The sequence below is a fragment of the Rothia sp. HMSC064F07 genome, assembly GCF_001837265.1.
Lineage (GTDB): Bacteria > Actinomycetota > Actinomycetes > Actinomycetales > Micrococcaceae > Rothia > Rothia mucilaginosa.
On record NZ_KV831921.1, the window covers coordinates 202,851 to 222,392 of the forward strand.

The following is a 19,542-nucleotide window of genomic DNA, read 5'->3' on the forward strand; positions in this document are numbered from 1 at the left end:
GGGGGGGGGGAGTAGCGCGGGTTAACCGGAGCCCAAGCTCCCAATCTAAAGAGTGATACACTTCACGCTATTTCGAGTTGCGGAGCCCAAACAGCCCCGGTATAGTTATTACTCGTTGCAAGGGAAACCAAACAACAAAAACAAAATAATCCCCCGTAGCTCAATTGGCAGAGCATTCGACTGTTAATCGAAGGGTTACTGGTTCGAGTCCAGTCGGGGGAGCAGATATAGCAAGAACCCCGGAACGAAGTTCCGGGGTTCTTGCTATATACGTTACTCTGGCTCGAACCAGTAACCACTCCACCCTTCGTGAGCGCTGGGGCGCTCCCTTCGGGCCCTCGGGCTTACGCCCTCGGCGGGGTAACGGTTTTTACTTCCTCGCGCGCTCGGAAAATCTTCGCCTCGCTAGTTCGAGTCCAGTCGGAACGTTCTCTCCAAGTCATGAATCAGTAACCACTCCGCCATACGCAGGCGCTGGGGCGCTCCCTCCAGGTCCTCGGGCTTACGCCCTCGGCGGGATAACGGTTTTTACTTCCTCGCGCGCTCGGAAAATCTTCGCCTCGCTAGTTCGAGTCCAGTCGGAGCCTTCCCCTCCACCCTCGCAAACCAGTTTATGAAGCCCACCCCTCAAGAAAAGTTCACCCCGTCCACACGCGCCGCACCCGCCTCCCAGACACAGCGGGGGAGCGCCCCTCCGGCATCCTCTTGCACCTACTCCAGAGCAAATCCACAGACGCAACCAAGCCCAGAATGCTACGCCCGCAGCTCAATACAAACCTCAGAAAGTCGAAAATACCTGAAGAGATAGCGCAAACCCCCGTTCAAACGGTCACGCAGGGGTACCATAAGGGGCTAAACTATAGGAGGTGGAGTGCGAAAAAGAAGCCTCCAAAAACACGTCACGGAGAGGTGGTCATGACCACTACTACTAATCCCAAGGCACCCAAGGGTTTCTTTGCTGGCATCAGCGGGATTAAGTCCGGCGTCGCGAACATCATCGACGCTGGCAAAACCTTCAAGACCCTCGGACCCAGCCAGGTCAAGGACGAAATCCAGATTGCAAAGCACGAACTGAAGGCCAAGGGCATCGCCGTTGGTAAGGGCGCAGCCTTCTTCGGCGTCGCAGCAGTCTTCGGTCTGTTCCTGATCATCGCGCTGGTCGCCGCAGCAATCCTCGGCCTCGGCACCGTCATGCCCTACTGGGCATCCGCGCTGGTCTTCGCCCTCATCTTCCTCATCGTCCTGGCAATCTGCGCCCTGGTCGGCCTGAAGAAGGTCAAGGCACAGCTGCCGTTCAAGCCCGAATCCGCAATCTTTGGTCTGCTCTTCGACCTCGGCGTACTCAAGGAAGGTACCGCCATGTCCGCTGAGCGCCTGAAGAAGGAGCAGGCAGAGCGTGCAGAGCAGAAGGCTAAGGAAGCTGAAGAAGCAGCAGAACGCGCACGTCAGGAAGCTGAAGAGCGCAAGGCACGCGGTGAGGAAGAGCCCAAGCCGCCGACCTTCGAAGAGCTCAAGCAGCGCACCGCAGAGCGTCGCCAGCACCTGGCAGCCCTGCGCGACGACCTGCAGTCCTACACCGGCGACGTTCAGAACAACACCCAGCAGGCTCTGGACGCTCTCAAGGCAGTGCCCTCCGAGGTTGCTGCAGGTGCAGCAGCTACCGGCCGCGGCCTGGCAGAGAACGTGCGCAAGCCCGAGGTTCTGCAGGCACGCTGGAAGTCCTTCGCAGCACTGGGCGCATCCATTGCAACCGTCCTGCACTTCCTGAACCGCCTGGTTCGCCGCTAAACACTGTTCGCCGCTAAAACCGGTACAGGTTTAACGTCGGCGTCCAAACGCCCCGATATTCGTATCGGGGCGTTTGTGCGTCTACGGGTAGGTTACCGGCTTCTGCCTAAACGTGAGGTTTAGAGGTAACTCCCAGCCAAAGCCGCCCGCCACAAGTCGGAGAAGGACGCAGCTCACAGGTAGAATAGACAAGTGCTGTACGTACTGGACCCACCCGGTGCACGCGGCAGACAGAGGTAGAAGCGGCGCACCGTCGCACCCGAAACCCCAAAGTCACCGACACACTACACCCCGATGAGGAGCCCCGTCATGGAACAGGCAAAGACGATTCTGATTGGCGCAGAAACCTACCCGCCGGACATCAACGGTGCAGCACAATTCGGTCACCGCCTCGCCACTTCCATGCTCAAGCGCGGCCACTCCGTACACGTGGTCGCCGCCAGCCCCATCCCCGGTCCCAGCTACCGCACCGAGGTAGAGGGCGGCATCGTGGAGCACCGCCTGCGCTCGCACCTGCCCCCGACCCACGAGACGAACCGCATCTGCCTGCCCTGGGAGATTTGGTCCGAGGTCGGCGCAATCCTTGACGAGGTCCGCCCGGATGTGGTGCACGTGCAGTGCCACTACATCATTGGTCGCGCCCTGATTTTCCAGGCGAAGCGCCGCGGTATCCGCGTCATCGCAACTAACCACTTCATGCCCGCGAACCTTGATCCGTTCCTGCCCTTCCCCTCCGCTGTGAAGCGCGTGATTGAGAAGGTCACCTGGAAGGATATGCGTTTCTGCTTCTCCAAAACTGCGGTCGTTACCACCCCCACTCAGATTGGTGCGGATGCGATGCGCGACCTGGGTCATTTTGACCGCCCGGTCATGCCTGTTTCTAACGGTATTGAGATCAGCGACTACGAGCTGGCTGAGGGCGCTGACGCCGGCAAGGTGCCCGGTGAGCTGCGTATTGCCTTCGTGGGTCGCCTTGCCGAAGAGAAGAACGTGGACGTGCTCATTGAGGCGCTCTCCCTGCTGCCCGATACTCTCGAGCACGTGGTGCTGGATATCGCCGGTGGCGGTGAGCTGCGTGAGGCTCTCGAGCAGAAGGCACACGATTGCGGCGTGTCCGACCGTGTGATTTTCCGTGGCTTCGTTCCGGATGAGCATCTGCCCGAGGTGTACCAGATGGCTGACGTGTTCTGCCAGCCCGGTACCGCCGAGCTACAGTCCCTGGTTTCCCTGGAGGCGATGAGCGCCTCCACCCCCGTGGTGCTCGCGAACGCGCTGGCTCTGCCGCACCTGGTGGAGGAGGGCGTGAACGGTTACCTCTTCGAACCCAATAACGCTCAGGATTTGGCGAAGAAGCTGGAGGCTGTGCTCTCCCTGCCCGCCGCTGAGCGTGAGCAGATGGGCCGCGAGTCCCGCCGTATCGTGGGCTTCCACAGTGCCGAGAACACCTGGCGCACCTTCGAGGAACTGTACGTGAGCGATGCACCGTACCAGCGTTACCTGGATTCGCGCCGCTAAGTTTCTTTAGGCTAAGTTTCTCTAGACCCTGAGCGGTGAGTAGGAGGGAGCGTTTTTCGTTCTCAGTCGCCGTTCAGGTACTCTAGAGGATGGTGCTGGCGCCTATTGCGCGCCGTCACTGCACCGGATGGGGAGTTAGCTCAGCCGGTTAGAGCAGGGGACTCATAATCCCTTGGTCGCGGGTTCGAGCCCCGCACTCCCTACGGCCCCGCCCGTCGACTTCACCCACTTGTCGGCGGGCGGGGCTTTTTCGTGCCCTCTTTTCGTGTTCTTTTGTCGTGCACTCAGGGGGGCTATTTTCGTGCATGGAATGCATCAACGGCGATATAAATGAGTAAATGACGAACGAAGACGCATCATAGCGTTCAATACGGTAGGGTTGAAGAGTCTTGTCACGAAAGACAGTGCGATGCCGCCGGTAGATGCCGATTCAGCCGGTAGGCATTGCTTCCACACATCATACGAGAGGATCTCAATGTCGGAGAACACTCCCACCAACCCGTCGCAGGGTGCAGCCGGCGGCTACGGCTACGATGCCGGCGCACACCCCGCGCAGGATGCTTCGCTTCCGGGTCAGGCTGCTCAGCCGAGCCAGCCTGTGCAGCCGAGCCAACCGGCTAATTCTGCTCAGCCTGCCGCACCGGTAGCACCGCAGCAGCCTGTTCAGCCTCAGCAGGCGCCCCAGCCCGCTCAGGTAAACGCTAATGCACAGCCGAATGCTGAGGCTCAGGCAGTCCCCACGCAGCCCGGTCAGCCTGCCGCCGCACCCCAGCCCGGTACTGCTCAGCCTGGGGCCGCTCAGCCGGGTCAGCCCGGCCAGGCAACCTATGCGCCGAGCGCACCGCATCCGGCGGTGAAGGCGCTGGGTGCTACCTGGAACGCGTTCCTGGACGTTTTCTCCAGCAACCCGGCAACCGCGCACGCCCGCATCTCTTCCGCAGGTGCGTGGGGTTGGATTGTTCCCACGACTCTGCAGGCGCTGGTGGGTGCCTTCTTCTTCAGCCAGCTGGTAATTCTGGCGGCGGTTGTCATGATGTCCATGTTGGGCTACATGTTTGGTGGCCGAAGTGGTGCCGCCTACGGTGGCGCCTACGCCGCACAGGCTGTACCGACCGGACGCATGATTCTGGCGTACGTGCTGATGGCTCTCGCCATCTTTGGTGTGCAGGTTCTGCGCGGTGTGCAGCTGCAGCTGACCGCGCGCATTGGCAAGGCGCCGGCGTCCTTCACCGCGAGCATGCACGCGGTGTCGGTGTCTTCGCTGGCGCTGATTCCTTCGTTCCTGGTGCTGAACCTGCTCATCTTCTTCTTGACCCTCACCCGTAGCGGTGGCGGGGCGTTCTTCCTGACCATGCTCATGGGCCTGGTGCTTGCTTTCGCCGTGTTCTCGGGGGAGGCTCTGACCTACCTTGGTCTGAATCGTCTGGGTCGCTTCGCGAAGTCCCCGATTATCATGCATGCGGCGCTGAGCACCGCGTGGGTTCTGGCATCCATGATTGTTTACTACGTGGCTATTCGCCTGATGGGAGCCTAGTATGCACGCGATGACTCACGCCCCGAGCGCGCCGACTCGTCAGCGCTGGATGTTCCTGGCGGTTCTGCTGACCATTGCCGCCCTGATTCTGAGCGCCTGCAGTGCAAAGATTGAGACTCAGCTGGGCCTTGAGAGTGCTGAGAAGGGTACCCGCACCATTCTGGTTTCCTTTAACCTCAAGGACAACAAGGACAAGATTAAGGGTGGCTCGGAGGCTCTGGATGCGTCCGTGCGTAAGCACCTGCCCGAGGGCCTGGAATACGAAGGTATTCAGTCTGAGGGTGACAAGGCTCGTGCGACTTTCAAGGTATCCTTCTCCTCCGTGGACGAGTACCACTCCAAGGTGACCTCTCTGCTGAAGGCTTCGGGTTCCGACATCAAGCCGCAGATTAGCATCGTCAACTCTGACCAGGGTCTGGTGCAGGGTATTCAGGTGAAGGAAAACTTCAGCTCGGGCGATCTGCTGGGCTGGCTTCCTGAAGCTCTGGTAGTGGACGGTGTTGTGTCTGCTTCCAATAAGAACAGCGTTCTCAGCAGCAGCGATGAAACCACTGTGAAGTTTGGCGAGAAGGAAGTGAAGAACTCCGGTGGTTCTAAGATTTCCGCAAAGGATGTTCAGGACCGCGGTTTCCGTAACGTCATTCTTGACGTAAAGGAGAAGGACGGCGGTTACTCCGTGATGGTTTCCTTCGTCGCGAAGGAAATCATGAACACCGAGACCGCTTCTGCGGTCGACGCCTACCTGAACCAGGTCAAGCCTGAGGGCTCCGAGCTGAAGAAGGGCCTGGAGTCCTCGCAGGCGAAGGCATACGCTCCTTCCGCATCGACCGCCAGTGCGAAGGAAGAAGTGGGTCGTACCCTGACCTTTAGCGCTTCTTCGATTGAGGACCTGGGCAGTGGTCTCAAGAAGCTGTTTGGCGCAAGCAGCACCGATTTCTCCGCCAGCCGTGAGGTAGTGGCGAAGGATAATAACTTCACCGTTCAGAAGAAGATTTCGGGTCTGCTGGACTGCTCTCTGCTGTGCTCCCCGAACGGTGATGGCCTGACCCTGACCATCGTGGACAGCAACGATAAGTCCTACATGGTTGACCCCGAGGGTCGCGCTAGCTCCTCCCGTTCGGGCGGTAGCAGTACTCTCATCGCGGTTGACCGTGTTTCTTCACGTCAGATTGAGATGAAGAGCATGAAGGTCGCTACCTCCCTGGGTCTGGACGGTTCCATGGAAGCGCGTTTCCTCTACGCATTCCCGACCGAGGATGTTGCGGGTGCTGAGCAGAAGCTCAAGGACGTTTTCGCAGGCGGCAGCAATGACGAGACTGAGGTCCGTCAGGACGGCGACTCCACCATTGTGAGCGTGAAGGTTCGCGGTAAGGATCAGAACGAGTTCAACCAGCGTCTGAACGAATACCTGCCCGATTCGAAGGTGACCGTTACCCGCCCCGGTGGCTACCACCCCTTCGGCTCCGACTACACGGTGACCCCTGAAATCAAGCTCTCTTCGAAGCTGGGTAACTACTACTCGGCTCCCTTCGAGTTCACTTTCAAGGCTCCGACCTTCTCCTCGCTGGATCAGCAGAAGGTTGATGCTGCGAACAGCCTCGCGAAGAACTCTCAGCACGTGCAGCTCACCGTCAACGGTGGCGAGCTGAGCGTCAAGACTGACCGCGGTGTCAGCACCACCTCCGGTCTGACTGTTCCGGTGTCCGGTCTGAGCATGACTGACGTGATTGTGGATGCAATCATCGTGGGTCTGTTGCTGCTCATCCTGGTTCTGCTCTTCGTCTTCCGCAAGAAGATCGCGGCGGCTCGTGCGAAGGGCCGTGAACGTCGTGCCGCTTCGGCTGCGGCACTGGGTGCTGCGGCGGGTGTTGCGACCGGTTACGGTGCAACCCAGGCTGACGTACAGAATGGCTACCCGGCACAGGGCGGATACGCGGCACAGAACGGCTACCCGGTACAGAACGGTTATGCTGCTCAGCCCGGTTACCCGGCACAGAACACCGCCTACACCGCCGGTGATGATTCGCCGACTCAGGTGTTCACCCCGCAGCACGGCCTGAACTATGGTGAGAATGAACCGACCAAGGCAATGCCCGCGTACGATGCACAGGCCGCGCAGACCGTACAGCCTGCACAGCCGGTTCAGCCTACTCAGCCCGGTCAGCAGGTTCAGCCCGGTCAGACTGCTCAGCAGCCTGTACAGCCGAACCAGTTCGGTGCTGATGACGGTGACGTCCTCCAGTAAGTAGCTGCCTCTAGCACCTACGCTAGTGAGCACAACCTAGACTGGCTCCTGTGGCCCGTTGCCTCCTTTTGGGGAGGTGACGGGCCACAGCCGTACCCAATGACTGCCAGCGCGAGTACTCGCCACCTAATATCCGCCCGGCACGGGTAGCAGAATGCTTGGTTCCTTCGAGCCCAGCAGGCTCATGGGGTTGATGTACTCGGCGTCCTTGCCGCTGCCGTCCCCACGGGTGCCTCCCTGTCGTACGCCCCAGTACAGGCAGGGGGTGGAGCATCGCCGGTAGGGGCGCTCGCTGTTGCCGCCCGCCGCGCCTGCGACGGTGCCGATGACCTCACCGGCTGTAACGGTGGTGCCGACCGGGAGCGTTTCATCCATGGGTTCGAAGGTGCTGCGCCGCCCATCCGGATGCGCAATGACCAACACTTTGCGGTTGACGACCGTGCCGCTGAAAACCACTTTTCCCGGTGCCGGTGCGTAGACGTGCCGGTCGTTCTCGGGTACGGCAAGGTCTACGCCGCGGTGCCCGGCGCTCCAGCGTTGGGCGGGCTTCTCAAAGGGGTGGATCACCCGCGGTCTGGATTCGGCGGTGGGGGAGCGGTAGCGTAGTCGGCTCGCGGTGAGCTCAACGGTGTGGGGAACGTGTGCGCTGCTGGGAGCTTGTGCACTTGAGATGGCACCGTCAGTAAACCCTGCCCCGCCTGTAAAACTGAGCCAGCCCGAATAACCCTGACTGCCCAAATAACCCTGACTGCCCGCGTAGCTCTGCCCACCCGTGTAGCCCTGCCCGCCCGCGCTCACAAGTGCACCCAGCAGGCAGCACGCCATCAGCATTGCGCGCCGTAGCGTTGTCGCTAATGTCTTCATGTTCTTCTTCATCTTCTGAGCACATCACGAATCGCCCCGCCCCGCAGGGCCTCGCGAAAAATTGTGGATAACTCCGCCCTTTGCGCCTTAAAATCCGTTATCCACAGTGCCCCCGCACACACCCGAACCGCCCGCGCAGGTTTTAACCCCGATCCGGCGGATTAATCGCGGAATATACGGTACAATGTCGTATTGCAGTGTGCCTGCGCGGGTATTCTCCCTCTTCGAGGGGGTTCCGCACAGTATCACTGACGACGCGCGGCGTGAGCGGCATCCTCACACGGGGAGCCGATAAGGGACCTTCGGTCCACCCACACGGGGTGGTTAGGGCCTGAGCTGAACGGGCAACCGTGAACGCTAACCGCCGCCAGGAAAAACTGATAACTACTATGCGCGCGTTGGGCTAGCCCGAATGGGAGGTCCGCGCGGCACCACAAAAGGAGACGACATGCCCGTCGTAACTATGCGTGAAATGCTGGACTCCGGCGTTCACTTCGGTCACCAGACCCGCCGTTGGAACCCCAAGATGAAGCGTTTCATCCTGACCGAGCGCAACGGCATCTACATCATCGACCTGCAGCAGTCCCTCGCCTTCATCGACAAGGCATACGAGGCTGTTAAGTCGACCGTCGCACACGGTGGCAACATCCTGTTCGTGGGTACCAAGAAGCAGGCTCAGGAAGTTATCGCTGAGCAGGCAACCCGCGTGAACATGCCCTACGTGAACCACCGCTGGCTCGGTGGTATGCTGACCAACTTCAGCACCATCTCCAAGAGCATCGAGCGCATGAAGGAACTCGAGCAGATTGACTTCGACGATGTAGCAGGTTCTCGCTACACCAAGAAGGAACTGCTCCTCATGCGTCGCGAGTTCGAGAAGCTCGAGAAGACCCTCGGCGGTATCCGCAACCTGTCCAAGGTTCCCTCCCTCCTGTGGGTTGTTGACACCAAGAAGGAGCACCTGGCAGTTAACGAGGCTCAGAAGCTGGGCATCCCCGTTGTTGCTATCCTCGACACCAACTGCGACCCCGACGAGGTTGCTTTCCCGATCCCCGGTAACGACGACGCTATCCGCTCCGTCAACCTGCTCACCCGCGTGATTGCTGACGCAGTGGCAGCCGGCCTGATCGAGCGCAACGCTAAGAAGAACGGCAAGGCTGAAGCAGCTGAGGAGCCCATGGCAGCTTGGGAGCGCGAGCTCCTGGAGCAGCACGAGGCTGCACAGGCTGAAGAGGCTGCTAAGTAAGCTTTCTTAGCCCACTAAGCTTTATGCTTTGTGGCCCCCGCCTGCGGGGACCACGTTCGGACGGCGCCCGCCCTGACCTGGGCGCGGCGCCGTCCGCCATTTGTACCACCGGGATGTCATCCCGATTTATTACAGCAACACAAGGAGTTCACAATGGCGAACTACACCGCAGCAGACATCAAGGCACTGCGCGAGAAGACCGGCGCAGGTATGCTCGACGTCAAGAAGGCTCTGGACGAGGCTAACGGCGACCAGCAGAAGGCTGCTGAGATCATCCGCGTTAAGGGTCTGAAGGGCATCACCAAGCGCGAGGGTCGCGCAACCGCTGAGGGCCTGGTAGCTGCACGCGTTGAGAACGGCGTTGGCTACATGATCGAGGTCAACTCTGAGACCGACTTCGTGGCAAAGTCCGACCCCTTCATCGCTTTCGGCCAGAACGTGCTCGAGGCTGCTATTGCTGCTAACGCTTCCACCCTGGAAGAGCTGCAGGCTGCATCCTACGAGGGCAAGACCGTTGAGGAGCTGACCACCGACGCTGGTGCACTGCTCGGCGAGAAGATCGTTGTCCGCCGCGTTGCACGCGTTGAGGGCGAGAACGTTGCAGTTTACCTGCACAAGACCTCCAAGGACCTGCCGGCACAGGTTGGCGTTCTGCTGGCTGTCTCCGGTGAGAACACCGACGAGATCGCACACGACGTTGCAGTGCACATTGCTGCAATGAGCCCCAAGTACCTGGATTCCGAGTCCATCCCCGCAGACCAGATTGAGACCGAGAAGCGCGTTGCTCGCGAGACCGCAATCGCTGAGGGCAAGCCCGAGAAGATTCTGGACAAGATCGTTGAGGGTCGCCTGAAGGGCTTCTTCAAGGAGAACACCCTGCTCGATCAGGACTTCGCGAAGGACTCCAAGAAGTCTGTCGCACAGGTTCTGTCCGAGGCTGGCGCAACCGCTACCGCATTCGCACGTTTCCGCGTGGGCGCATAAGGACTCGCTGCAGTTCTGCCCTCCCGTATTGCGGGTTCCCGGTAAGGGAAATCGTATGAGGTTGGGATTATAGCCTGAAGCCGGGTAGTCACCACTGGTGGCTACCCGGCTTTGCTGTATCCTTGATAAGGACTAGGCGGCAGGAGCCCGCCCCGATCACCTATAACAATCCCTAGGTAAGCCACTGGAGGAACCATGACTGAAGCGAATCCCCGCCCGATGCACCGTGACGAAACCGGCCGCCGCCGCGTTTTGCTCAAGCTTTCCGGTGAGGTTTTTGGTGGCGGTGAAGTCGGTATTTCTACCGAGGTCGTGCGCAGCATCGCTAAGCAGATCGCCGCAACTGTTGGCGAGGTTGAGACCTCCATCGTGATTGGTGGCGGCAACTTCTTCCGCGGCGCTGAACTCTCTCAGGCGGGTATGGACCGCTCCCGTGCAGACTACATGGGTATGCTCGGCACCGTGATGAACTCCCTGGCTCTGCAGGATTTCCTGGAGCAGGAGGGTATTGACACCCGCGTTCAGTCGGCTATCACCATGCCGCAGGTTGCTGAGACTTACATTCCTCGCCGCGCGATTCGCCACATGCAGAAGGACCGCGTCGTGATTTTCGGTGCTGGTGCGGGTCTGCCCTACTTCTCCACCGACACTGTGGCTGCTCAGCGCGCCCTGGAAATCCACGCAGATGAGGTTCTGGTGGCTAAGAACGGCGTGGACGGCATCTACACTGCTGACCCGAACAAGGACCCCAACGCTGAGCGCCTGTACAACCTCACCTACGATGAGGCAATGCAGCGCAACATCCGCGTGCTGGATCAGACCGCGTTCTCCCTGTGCCGTGACAACAACGTGACCATGCGCGTGTTCGGCATGCAGGGTGAGGGTAACGTGACCCGCGCGATTCTGGGCGAGAAGATGGGTACCCTCGTTACTCGCTAACGCCTAATTTTCTAGGCCGGGGCATGTTTGATGCCCCTCTGATTGTGACCGTGCTCGATAGCGCGGACTTATTCTGGACGGTACCGCGCGGGTAAGCGCTAAAACTCGCTTATGCCCGCCGGTACCGTCTAGACTTATATCAAATACGACGTTCTGCCTCTTTCCCATCGACTTCGCGGTATCCGTAAGGTTTTCGCCTCGGATGCGCCGCGAACCGGTAGGGAAATCATGAAGGCTGAACGCGCACCCACCGACAATTCTGGTACCCCAGAATACCGACAAAGGAGATCCTTTCGTGATCGAAGAAATCCTTGCCGAAGCCGGCGAGAAGATGGAAAAGACCATCGAAGCAACCAAAACTGAGTTCGCTAAGGTCCGCACCGGTCGTGTGAACCCCGCAATCTTCAGCGGCCTGACCGCCGACTACTACGGTGCACCGACCCCGCTGCAGCAGCTGGTGTCCTTCAACGTTGAGGACGCACGTACCGTCAAGATCGTTCCCTTCGACGTGACCGCACTGGCAGCTATCGAGAAGGCTCTGCGTGACTCCGACCTGGGTGTTAACCCCAGCAACGACGGTGCAGCTATCCGCGTTGTCATGCCCGAAATGACCGCTGAGCGCCGTAAGGAATACACCAAGCTCGTCAACCACAAGGCTGAAGAGGCTCGTATCTCCATCCGTAACGTTCGCCGCCACGCTAAGACCGCTATTGACAAGCTGGTCAAGGACAGCGAAATCGGTGAAGACGAAGGCGCACGTGCTGAGAAGGAACTGGACGCACAGACCAAGAAGCACATCGACCAGGTCGACGCACTGTACAAGCACAAGGAAGCTGAACTGCTCGAGGTCTAAACCCTAATGAGTACACGCAAAGAAGCGAAAGAAGAGAGAGGCGCGCCGCCTGCTCCACAGCCGAGCCCGCAGACCGCTGCAACGCCGGTGAAGTCGCGCAGCGCCAAAGCTGGCCGTAACCTGCCCGCCGCCATTAGTGTGGGCGTTGGTTTCGGCGTGCTATTGGTGCTGGGCCTGATTTACCAGCCGGTTTTTGTTGCGATCGCTACCGGCGCGGCAGCTTTGGGCGCCTGGGAAATTGGGCACGTGCTCAACACCCGCCGCGGCTACGGCATCCCGGAATACCTGCTGGGTGCCCTGTCTGGCGCAATTGTGGTGGTGTCCTACCTGTTCGGTTTTACCGGGCTGGGCATCGCCCTGGCGGTGAGCCTGCTGGCGCTGCTGCTCTCTTCTGCTCTCGTGCGTGCTGACCGTCAGGTCTCACTGGGTAAGTCTTTGAGCGGTAGCGCCCTGGCTCTGCTGTGGGTGCCGCTGATGCTGGGTATTGCCATGGTCTACTTCCAGACGGACCACGGCGAGCGCGGCATCCTCATGATTCTGCTGATGGCAATCTGCAATGACACGTTCGGCTTTATTGCCGGTGTGAATTGGGGTAAGCACCCGATGGCGCCGAAGATCTCCCCGAAGAAAAGCTGGGAGGGTCTGGCTGGTTCCTTCGTCGGCTCGGCAGTTGTTGGCGCTATCGCCTTGGCGGTCATGGGTTCGCCCTGGTATTGGGCTATTCCGCTGGCGGCGGTCATGGTGGTCGCTTCGACTGCCGGTGACCTGGTCGAGTCCGTGTTCAAACGCCGTATGGGTGTGAAGGACATGTCGAATATTCTGCCCGGTCACGGCGGCATGATGGATCGCCTGGACTCGATCCTTTTCGCTGCGGCGGCTGGCTGCCTGATTTTCCGGTTTATTATGCCGCTCTAAAGCTTCAAGCTTTATCGCTTATGGAGGCGGGGCGTTTCTTCCCACGAATGGGGGAGGGGCGCCCCGCCTTTGCTGTGCCCGCTTTCGCTGTACCCGGTGAATAGAGGCGTAAAAGGCTATATCTAAGACGCCGCCCGCCCACCTTGCACCAGGTAGCCTGCGCATTGGTATTCTTAAAGTTCAATCGTCGAGAGGAGCCCACCTTGGCAAGCACCACCCACGGAGGCGGATTTGCCCGTGCAGCAGAAACCGAACCCGGCTACAAGCGCAGTGAAGTAGACCGCCTGTTCACCCGCCTCGCCGAGGACTACGAGAAGCTCAGCGGAGCCGCCGAACTGCCCGAAGACCTCTACACCTCCCGACGAATCCGCCAGGTCGTCTTCCGCGAAGAACCCGGCGGCTACCAGCTGGACGTGGTCGACCGCGCCCTCGAAAAGATTGAGGAACGCTTCGCCAAGCTCGAACGCAGCCGCTACATTGAGGCGTACGGCCTGGACAACTGGGAACGCTCCCTCGTAGAGACCGGCGAGCTACTCGCAGGCCGCCTGGAACGCCCCGCCGGTGAGCGTTTCCGTCGCCCCAGCAAGCGCCGCCACATGGGCTACTTCGTCGGCGACGTGGATGCCATCTGCGACCGCGTGTACGCCCAGCTCAACAGCGAAGAGCCGCTGGACCCCTCCGTGGTGCGCCACGCAAAGTTCCGCCCCGCCTCGGGCACCGTCAGCTACGAGGAATCCCAGGTGGACGCTTTCCTGGACCGCTGCATTGAGCTACTGCAGGATCTGCTCTAAAACGTTACGTGTTGAATCCCCCGCCCCGTATGACAGGGTGGGGGATTCTTCTATGCCGAGGACAGCCCTAAACGCAGACGTATGCCCGAACGTACCCGCGAGCTCATGAGACACTAGAACCATGAAGTTTGGATCCTCAGCACGCGTCGGCGGCAGCCGCGACCGCCTCACCGACGCCCTCACAGAACTCACCCGCGCACCGCAGCGCGTCACTCTCCTCGGCTCGACCGGCTCCATCGGCACCCAAGCCATGGAGGTCATCGACCACCTCGCCGCGCTCAAGGGCACCAGCGCCTCCGCCGCCGACGCACCGCTGAAGGTCGTCGCCCTCTCCGCAGGCTCCCGATCCCTCGAACTGCTCGCACGCCAGGCAGTGCACGTGCGCGCCGAACTGGTCGCCACCAGCGGCACCGCAGAAGACGCACAGCGCCTCCGCGAACTCATCGAAGCGGCAGCCTCCGAAGCAGGAGCCACCGGCTACACCCCGCAGATCGCCCACGGCGCCGAAGCCTCCGTACAGGCGGCAGCGCACCCGGCAGACACCGTCCTGAACGGCATCACCGGCTCCATCGGCCTGGAACCGACCCTCACCGCCCTCAACAGCGGCTACCGCGTGGCACTCGCCAACAAGGAATCCCTCATCGCAGGCGGCCCGCTCGTACGCGCCGCCGTGGACGCATCGCCCCTGGACACCCCCATGGTGCCCGTCGACTCGGAGCACTCCGCCCTTGCGCAGGCGCTCGCCTCCGGAACCGACGCTGAAATTGACCGCCTCATCCTCACCGCATCGGGCGGCCCGTTCCGCGGCTACAAGCGCGAACAGCTGCACGACGTGACCCCCGCGCAGGCGCTCGCACACCCCACCTGGGATATGGGCCTGGTCGTCACCACCAATTCGGCAACCATGGTCAACAAGGCACTCGAAGTGCTTGAAGCGCACCACCTGTTCGGCGTGGACCTGGACCGTATTGACGTGGCGGTTCACCCGCAGTCCGTCGTGCACTCCATGGTGCAGTTCGTGGACGGCTCCACTATCGCGCAGGCGTCGCCGCCGAGTATGGTTCTGCCCATCGCGCTGGGTCTGACCTGGCCGCACCGCATCCCCGGCGCCGTGCCCGCCTGCGACTGGTCGAAGGCGGCATCCTGGACTTTCGAGCCGCTGGACGAGGAAGCATTCCCCGCCGTGCGCATGATTAAGGACGCCGGTAAGATCGGCGGCACCCACCCGGCAGTGTTCAACGCCGCCAATGAGGAAGCCGTCGCTGCATTCCATGCGGGCGCGATTCGCTTTACCGACATTGTCGATTCGGTGGCGCGCGTGCTGGAGGAGCACACCGGCAGCGCTGAGGCTGTCTCTGACGCTGATTTGACGCTGGAGGCGGTGCTGAACGCGGAGCGTTGGGCTCGTGTTCGCGCGAATGAGCTGCTGGGTATGACCGGACGCTAAATCGCTTCTGCGGTGCGGTGTTCGTCCTCACCCTGCTGGTTGGGACGGCACGCCGCATGTTTCCTCCGCGCCTACGCAGGGGCACCCGTCACCCGGACGCTCCGCCCTCTCCTCGCTCCGCATCGGAGAGCGTCCGGGCTGACACCCTGAGGGCGCTTCCGGAAGGTGCACCGGCTCGCCCTCCTCTACAGCGTGGTAGGCTAGTGTTCAAAATATGTTCTCTCAAGGGCAAACAACGAAGAGCCCCTGAACGAGCGGACAAAGATGCAGCGTATATTTCACGAGGAAGTGCCCCTATGCGTCGACAGAACACCCTACGAACCCTCGCCGGGGCTCTACTCCCGCTGACCTTGATGCTTAGCTCTTGCGCATCCGGGCAGCCCAGCGCTGACTCCTCGGCGTCCGCTAACGCTGAGAAGGCGTATAGCGCCTCCACGGCACCGCAAAGTACTTCTGCATCTGCCACTGTTGATACACAGGCTGCAGAAAAAGTAAATGCGTTGATTTCTATCTCTGATAACGTCGAACGTGCTTATCAGCGGCTTGCATCCGAATGTATGGTTTCCAAGGGCTACCCTGACAGGAAAACCTATTACATGGTTGAAACGTTTCCCGTTAGGGACCTGCTTTCTCCACTGCCTCTAAGTGTGGAATATGCCAACAAGTCTGGCTATCCCAGCCCTGTTCCTCCATCTCGTTATGCTTCTCTGGAAGACACCGTAAAACTGACTGAGCAAGAAACACATGCATATTACGGAGATAACGGAAAAGGTGGTTGTAAAGAAGAAGCTGAGTTGAAGCTGTATGGTTCTGGCACTTTGGCGGGAACACGAGAGGCAGTTACGGAGAAGCTACTATCCTACGTTCGTGCTTCTGTCATCGATGGAGCATACTCGTCTCTGGATGGTGAATGGGAACGTTGCATGGCTGAACGTGGATACACATATTCAACTTCAGACATTGCATATGATGCTGTGCATGGAAAGCCTGCTGAGCGGCAAACAGCAATTGATGATGCGACGTGTCGAGAGAAAATCAACTACGAAGAAAAAACTGAGCAGATACTAGACACCTATATGACCACGTTCCTCGAAAAAGAGCAGGACCTTATCGAGCGGGTGACCACATCTCAGAAAACTGCTGAAGAGAACGCCCAAAAGATTCTGAACTAGTCTTCTAAGCTCGGCATTTTGGTAGGTGTTGAGGGGCGGTGCTCGTCCTCACCCTGCTGGTTGGGACGGCACGCCGCATGTTTCCTCCGCGCCTACGCAGGGGCACCCGTCACCCGGACGCTCCGCCCTCTCCTCGCTCCGCATCGGAGAGCGTCCGTGTGACACCCTGAGGGCGCTTGGCGGAAAACACGGCGCGCCACCTCGGGTAGCCTAGCGTGCGTGTGGAGGGGCGGTGTCGTCCGAAGTGACATCAGGGTGCCCGAAGCGAAGCGAGGGCGGGTGCCCCTGTAGGAACGAGGACGAACACCGCCCCTCTTATCGTCCCCATCCAGCCCCTCCAGAAAGCGGGGGAGGGCGCCTTCACAGGCTAAGCGAGTATCCTAGAAGCTTCGTATCCCCGAACCGAAACGAGAAAAAGCGTGGAAATCCTGCTGTACGCTGTGGGCATTATCCTCATGGCAATCGCTATTGCCGTCTCGATTGCCCTGCACGAGGTGGGGCATCTGGTGCCCGCGAAGCTGTTCAATGTGCGCGTCCCGCAGTACATGATTGGCTTCGGTAAGACCGTGTTCTCTTTCCGCCGCGGCGAGACTGAGTACGGTTTCAAGGCGATCCCGTTGGGCGGTTACATTTCGATGATTGGCATGTACCCGCCGAGCCCTGCTGAGGTGAAGGAGCACCATGAGGAGGGCCATTCGGGCAGTACCAGCCCGTTTGCGTCCCTGGCTGAGGAAGCGCGCGCGGCGGATGCCGAGCGCATGCAGCCCGGTGATGAGGACCGCCTGTTCTATAAGTTGCCGGTGCTCAAGCGCATGGTGATTATGCTGGGTGGCCCGACCATGAACCTGCTGATTGGTGTGGTGTGTACTGCTGTGCTGATTTGTGGTTTTGGTACGGCGCAGGTGACGAATAAGGTGTCGGCGGTGTCTGAGTGCGTGCCGAGCGTGAATGTTACTCATGATTCGATTAGCTATGGCGAGTGTACGGATAAGTCCACTCCGTCGCCTGCGAAGGCTGCTGGTGTGCAGGTGGGTGACCGTGTGGTTGCTGTGAATGGCGCGTCGACGGGTTCGTGGGAGGCTGTGTCTTCGGCGATTCGTGCGGCGGGTTCTCACCCGAGCACCCTGACGGTGGAGCGTGACGGTCAGCGTCTGGATTTGTCGGTGACTCCGGTTGAGATGATTCGCCCGGTTTCTGATGGTAAGGGCCAGTATGCGCGTGCCGCTGATGGCTCGATTGCGACGACTCGCGGCGGTTTTGTGGGTGTTTCCCCGTCGAGTGAGTTGGTGCCCGGTTCTATTACTGAGGTGCCTGCGATGGTGGGCGATACGCTCTCGCGTGTGGGTTCTTCGATGCTTTCGCTGCCGCAGCGTGTGTGGGAGTTGACGGTGACCCTGGTGACCAGTGGCGAGCGTAGTGCTGAGTCGCCGGTGTCTGTGGTGGGTGTGAGCCGTATTGCCGGTGAGGTGACGGCTACTGACCGTATTGATGTGAAGTCGAAGGCCGCAATGTTGGTCTCGCTGGTGGCGAATATGAACCTGATGCTTTTTGCATTCAACCTGATTCCGCTGCTGCCGCTGGATGGTGGCCACGTGTTGGGTGCGCTCTGGGAGGGTGTGCGTCGCTTCTTTGCGCGTCTGACTGGGCGTAAGGACCCGGGCCCGTTTGATCCAGTGAAGTTGCTGCCGTTGACGTATGTGGTTGCGGGCGCGTTCATTGTGATGTCTGTCATCCTAATTGTGGCGGATATTGTTAAGCCCATCACCCTGTTTTAGTGTGTTGTTGCACGCGGTAAGGGTACCCGTATTAGTGCTTTCTTTCGCGTCAGTGGCACAATAAAAAGTTGAACGAAGGATGCGTCGTACGTCCTTCATAACCCATGTATGGAGGAAAACCTTGTCGGTCAGCCTTGGTATGCCGAAGCCCGCTCCTGCGGTTCTGTCGCCGCGTCGTAAAACCCGCCAGTTCAAGGTGGGTTCTGTCGGTGTTGGTTCTGAATCTCCGATTTCGGTGCAGTCGATGACGACCACTAAGACCCACGACATTGGTGCGACTCTGCAGCAGATTGCTGAGTTGACCGCTGCCGGTTGCGATATTGTGCGTGTGGCGTGCCCGACCGATAAGGACGCGGAGGCTCTGCCGATCATTGCGAAGCAGTCCCGCATTCCGGTGATTGCTGACATCCACTTCCAGCCGAAGTACGTGTATGCGGCTATTCAGGCTGGTTGCGGTGCTGTGCGTGTGAACCCGGGTAATATCCGTAAGTTCGACGACCAGGTGAAGGAAATCGCTCAGATGGCTTCGGACCACGGCGTTTCTCTGCGTATTGGTGTGAACGCCGGTTCGCTGGATAAGCGTCTGCTGGAGAAGTACGGTAAGGCTACTCCGGAGGCTCTGGTTGAGTCTGCTGTATGGGAGGCTTCGCTCTTTGAGGAGCACGGTTTCCGTGATTTCAAGATTTCTGTGAAGCATAACGACCCTGTGGTGATGGTGGAGGCGTACCGTCAGCTGGCTGAGCGCGGTGACTGGCCCCTGCACCTGGGTGTGACTGAGGCTGGTCCGGCGTTCCAGGGCACTATTAAGAGCTCGGTGGCGTTCGGTACTCTGCTGTCTCAGGGTATTGGCGATACTATTCGCGTGTCGCTGTCTGCTCCTCCGGTTGAGGAGGTGAAGGTGGGCACCAAGATCCTGGAGTCGCTGAACCTTCGCCCCCGCAAGCTGGACATCGTTTCGTGCCCGTCCTGTGGTCGTGCGCAGGTGAACGTGTGGGAGCTTGCCGAGAACGTGACTAAGGGCCTGGAGCACATGAAGGTTCCGCTGCGTGTTGCCGTGATGGGTTGCGTGGTGAACGGTCCGGGTGAGGCTCGTGAGGCTGACCTGGGTGTGGCGTCCGGTAACGGTAAGGGCCAGATTTTCGTGAAGGGTGAGGTCATTAAGACCGTGCCCGAGGATCAGATCGTTGAGACTCTGATTGAGGAGGCAACCCGCATTGCCGCCGAGATGGAGGCTTCGGGCGAGTACGTTCCCGAGGGTTCCCCGGCTGTTTCGGTGAGCTAGTTAGCTTTTGTGCGCGGAGGCGCCCTGCTGAGGGCGCCTCCGCGCTTTTCCGGTTATGTCCGGTTATGGTGGTGGCAGGTCCGGTGCTTGTCGCCGCCGGCTGTGGCCGCATAATTCGGCTACTTTTCGGGGCACGCCCCGTATCGTCACTCATCTGTCTATCGCTCATTCTCTATCACTCAACACAGCATG

The 19,542-nt window shown here is 59.9% G+C and carries 15 protein-coding genes and 2 tRNA genes; 16 read left to right on the forward strand and 1 reads right to left on the reverse strand.

Translation table 11 applies throughout. From position 1 onward, the window contains the following. Window positions 1–149 precede the first annotated feature (149 nt). The 6 genes from HMPREF2712_RS01495 (at window position 150) to HMPREF2712_RS01520 (ending at window position 7,082) form a co-directional block, all read left to right on the forward strand. Window positions 150–222, forward strand: a tRNA-Asn gene (locus HMPREF2712_RS01495). Window positions 223–915: 693 nt separating this feature from the next. Continuing rightward, entirely contained in the window at window positions 916–1,788 is an 873-nt protein-coding gene (locus HMPREF2712_RS01500; RefSeq protein WP_070507758.1) for a phage holin family protein, read from the forward strand. A 309-nt stretch (window positions 1,789–2,097) separates the two neighbouring features. Then, window positions 2,098–3,303, forward strand: a complete 1,206-nt coding sequence (locus HMPREF2712_RS01505) for a glycosyltransferase (RefSeq protein WP_070819083.1) — start codon at window positions 2,098–2,100, stop codon at window positions 3,301–3,303. A 129-nt stretch (window positions 3,304–3,432) separates the two neighbouring features. Then, window positions 3,433–3,506: transfer RNA gene (locus tag HMPREF2712_RS01510), tRNA-Ile, on the forward strand. Between the two features lie 272 nt (window positions 3,507–3,778). Beyond that, on the forward strand, window positions 3,779–4,837 hold the full coding sequence (locus tag HMPREF2712_RS01515; protein ID WP_070819084.1) for a hypothetical protein: 1,059 nt from the start codon (window positions 3,779–3,781) through the stop codon (window positions 4,835–4,837). Between the two features lie 10 nt (window positions 4,838–4,847). Then, the gene (locus HMPREF2712_RS01520; RefSeq protein ID WP_246828650.1) at window positions 4,848–7,082 is read left to right on the forward strand and encodes a flagellar motor protein; all 2,235 of its coding nucleotides are present in this window, start codon (window positions 4,848–4,850) and stop codon (window positions 7,080–7,082) included. A gap of 126 nt (window positions 7,083–7,208) precedes the next feature. On the opposite strand, the gene HMPREF2712_RS01525 is transcribed toward HMPREF2712_RS01520, so the two are convergent. Further along, complete coding sequence (locus HMPREF2712_RS01525) at window positions 7,209–7,649, reverse strand: M23 family metallopeptidase (RefSeq protein ID WP_049353289.1); 441 nt, start codon at window positions 7,647–7,649, stop codon at window positions 7,209–7,211. 745 nt (window positions 7,650–8,394) lie between these two features. Between HMPREF2712_RS01525 and rpsB the strand changes: the two genes are divergently transcribed. From rpsB to ispG, 10 genes are all read left to right on the forward strand, one after another. Continuing rightward, window positions 8,395–9,192: a 30S ribosomal protein S2 gene (rpsB, locus tag HMPREF2712_RS01530; protein ID WP_005508818.1), complete on the forward strand. Its 798-nt coding sequence runs from the start codon at window positions 8,395–8,397 to the stop codon at window positions 9,190–9,192. Window positions 9,193–9,345: 153 nt separating this feature from the next. Then, window positions 9,346–10,176 (forward strand): translation elongation factor Ts, encoded by an 831-nt coding sequence (gene tsf / locus HMPREF2712_RS01535; protein ID WP_005508816.1) that lies wholly within the window; start codon window positions 9,346–9,348, stop codon window positions 10,174–10,176. A gap of 195 nt (window positions 10,177–10,371) precedes the next feature. Next, window positions 10,372–11,115 carry a UMP kinase gene (gene pyrH / locus HMPREF2712_RS01540; RefSeq protein ID WP_005507067.1) on the forward strand — a complete coding sequence of 248 codons (744 nt, stop codon included), beginning with the start codon at window positions 10,372–10,374 and terminating at the stop codon, window positions 11,113–11,115. 295 nt (window positions 11,116–11,410) lie between these two features. Then, complete coding sequence (gene frr / locus HMPREF2712_RS01545; protein ID WP_049350195.1) at window positions 11,411–11,968, forward strand: ribosome recycling factor; 558 nt, start codon at window positions 11,411–11,413, stop codon at window positions 11,966–11,968. An 87-nt stretch (window positions 11,969–12,055) separates the two neighbouring features. Then, window positions 12,056–12,883, forward strand: a complete 828-nt coding sequence (locus HMPREF2712_RS01550; RefSeq protein ID WP_239662362.1) for a phosphatidate cytidylyltransferase — start codon at window positions 12,056–12,058, stop codon at window positions 12,881–12,883. A 203-nt stretch (window positions 12,884–13,086) separates the two neighbouring features. Further along, window positions 13,087–13,674: a cell division protein DivIVA gene (locus HMPREF2712_RS01555; RefSeq protein ID WP_012903944.1), complete on the forward strand. Its 588-nt coding sequence runs from the start codon at window positions 13,087–13,089 to the stop codon at window positions 13,672–13,674. Window positions 13,675–13,795: 121 nt separating this feature from the next. Further along, the gene (gene dxr, locus HMPREF2712_RS01560) at window positions 13,796–15,121 is read left to right on the forward strand and encodes a 1-deoxy-D-xylulose-5-phosphate reductoisomerase (protein ID WP_070819086.1); all 1,326 of its coding nucleotides are present in this window, start codon (window positions 13,796–13,798) and stop codon (window positions 15,119–15,121) included. 296 nt (window positions 15,122–15,417) lie between these two features. Beyond that, window positions 15,418–16,293, forward strand: a complete 876-nt coding sequence (locus HMPREF2712_RS01565; protein ID WP_197524206.1) for a chromosome partitioning protein ParA — start codon at window positions 15,418–15,420, stop codon at window positions 16,291–16,293. Between the two features lie 419 nt (window positions 16,294–16,712). After that, window positions 16,713–18,068, forward strand: a complete 1,356-nt coding sequence (locus HMPREF2712_RS01570; protein WP_070819087.1) for a M50 family metallopeptidase — start codon at window positions 16,713–16,715, stop codon at window positions 18,066–18,068. 139 nt (window positions 18,069–18,207) lie between these two features. Then, window positions 18,208–19,350, forward strand: coding sequence for a flavodoxin-dependent (E)-4-hydroxy-3-methylbut-2-enyl-diphosphate synthase (gene ispG / locus HMPREF2712_RS01575; protein ID WP_044142245.1), 1,143 nt, complete (start codon window positions 18,208–18,210; stop codon window positions 19,348–19,350). Window positions 19,351–19,542 lie beyond the last annotated feature (192 nt).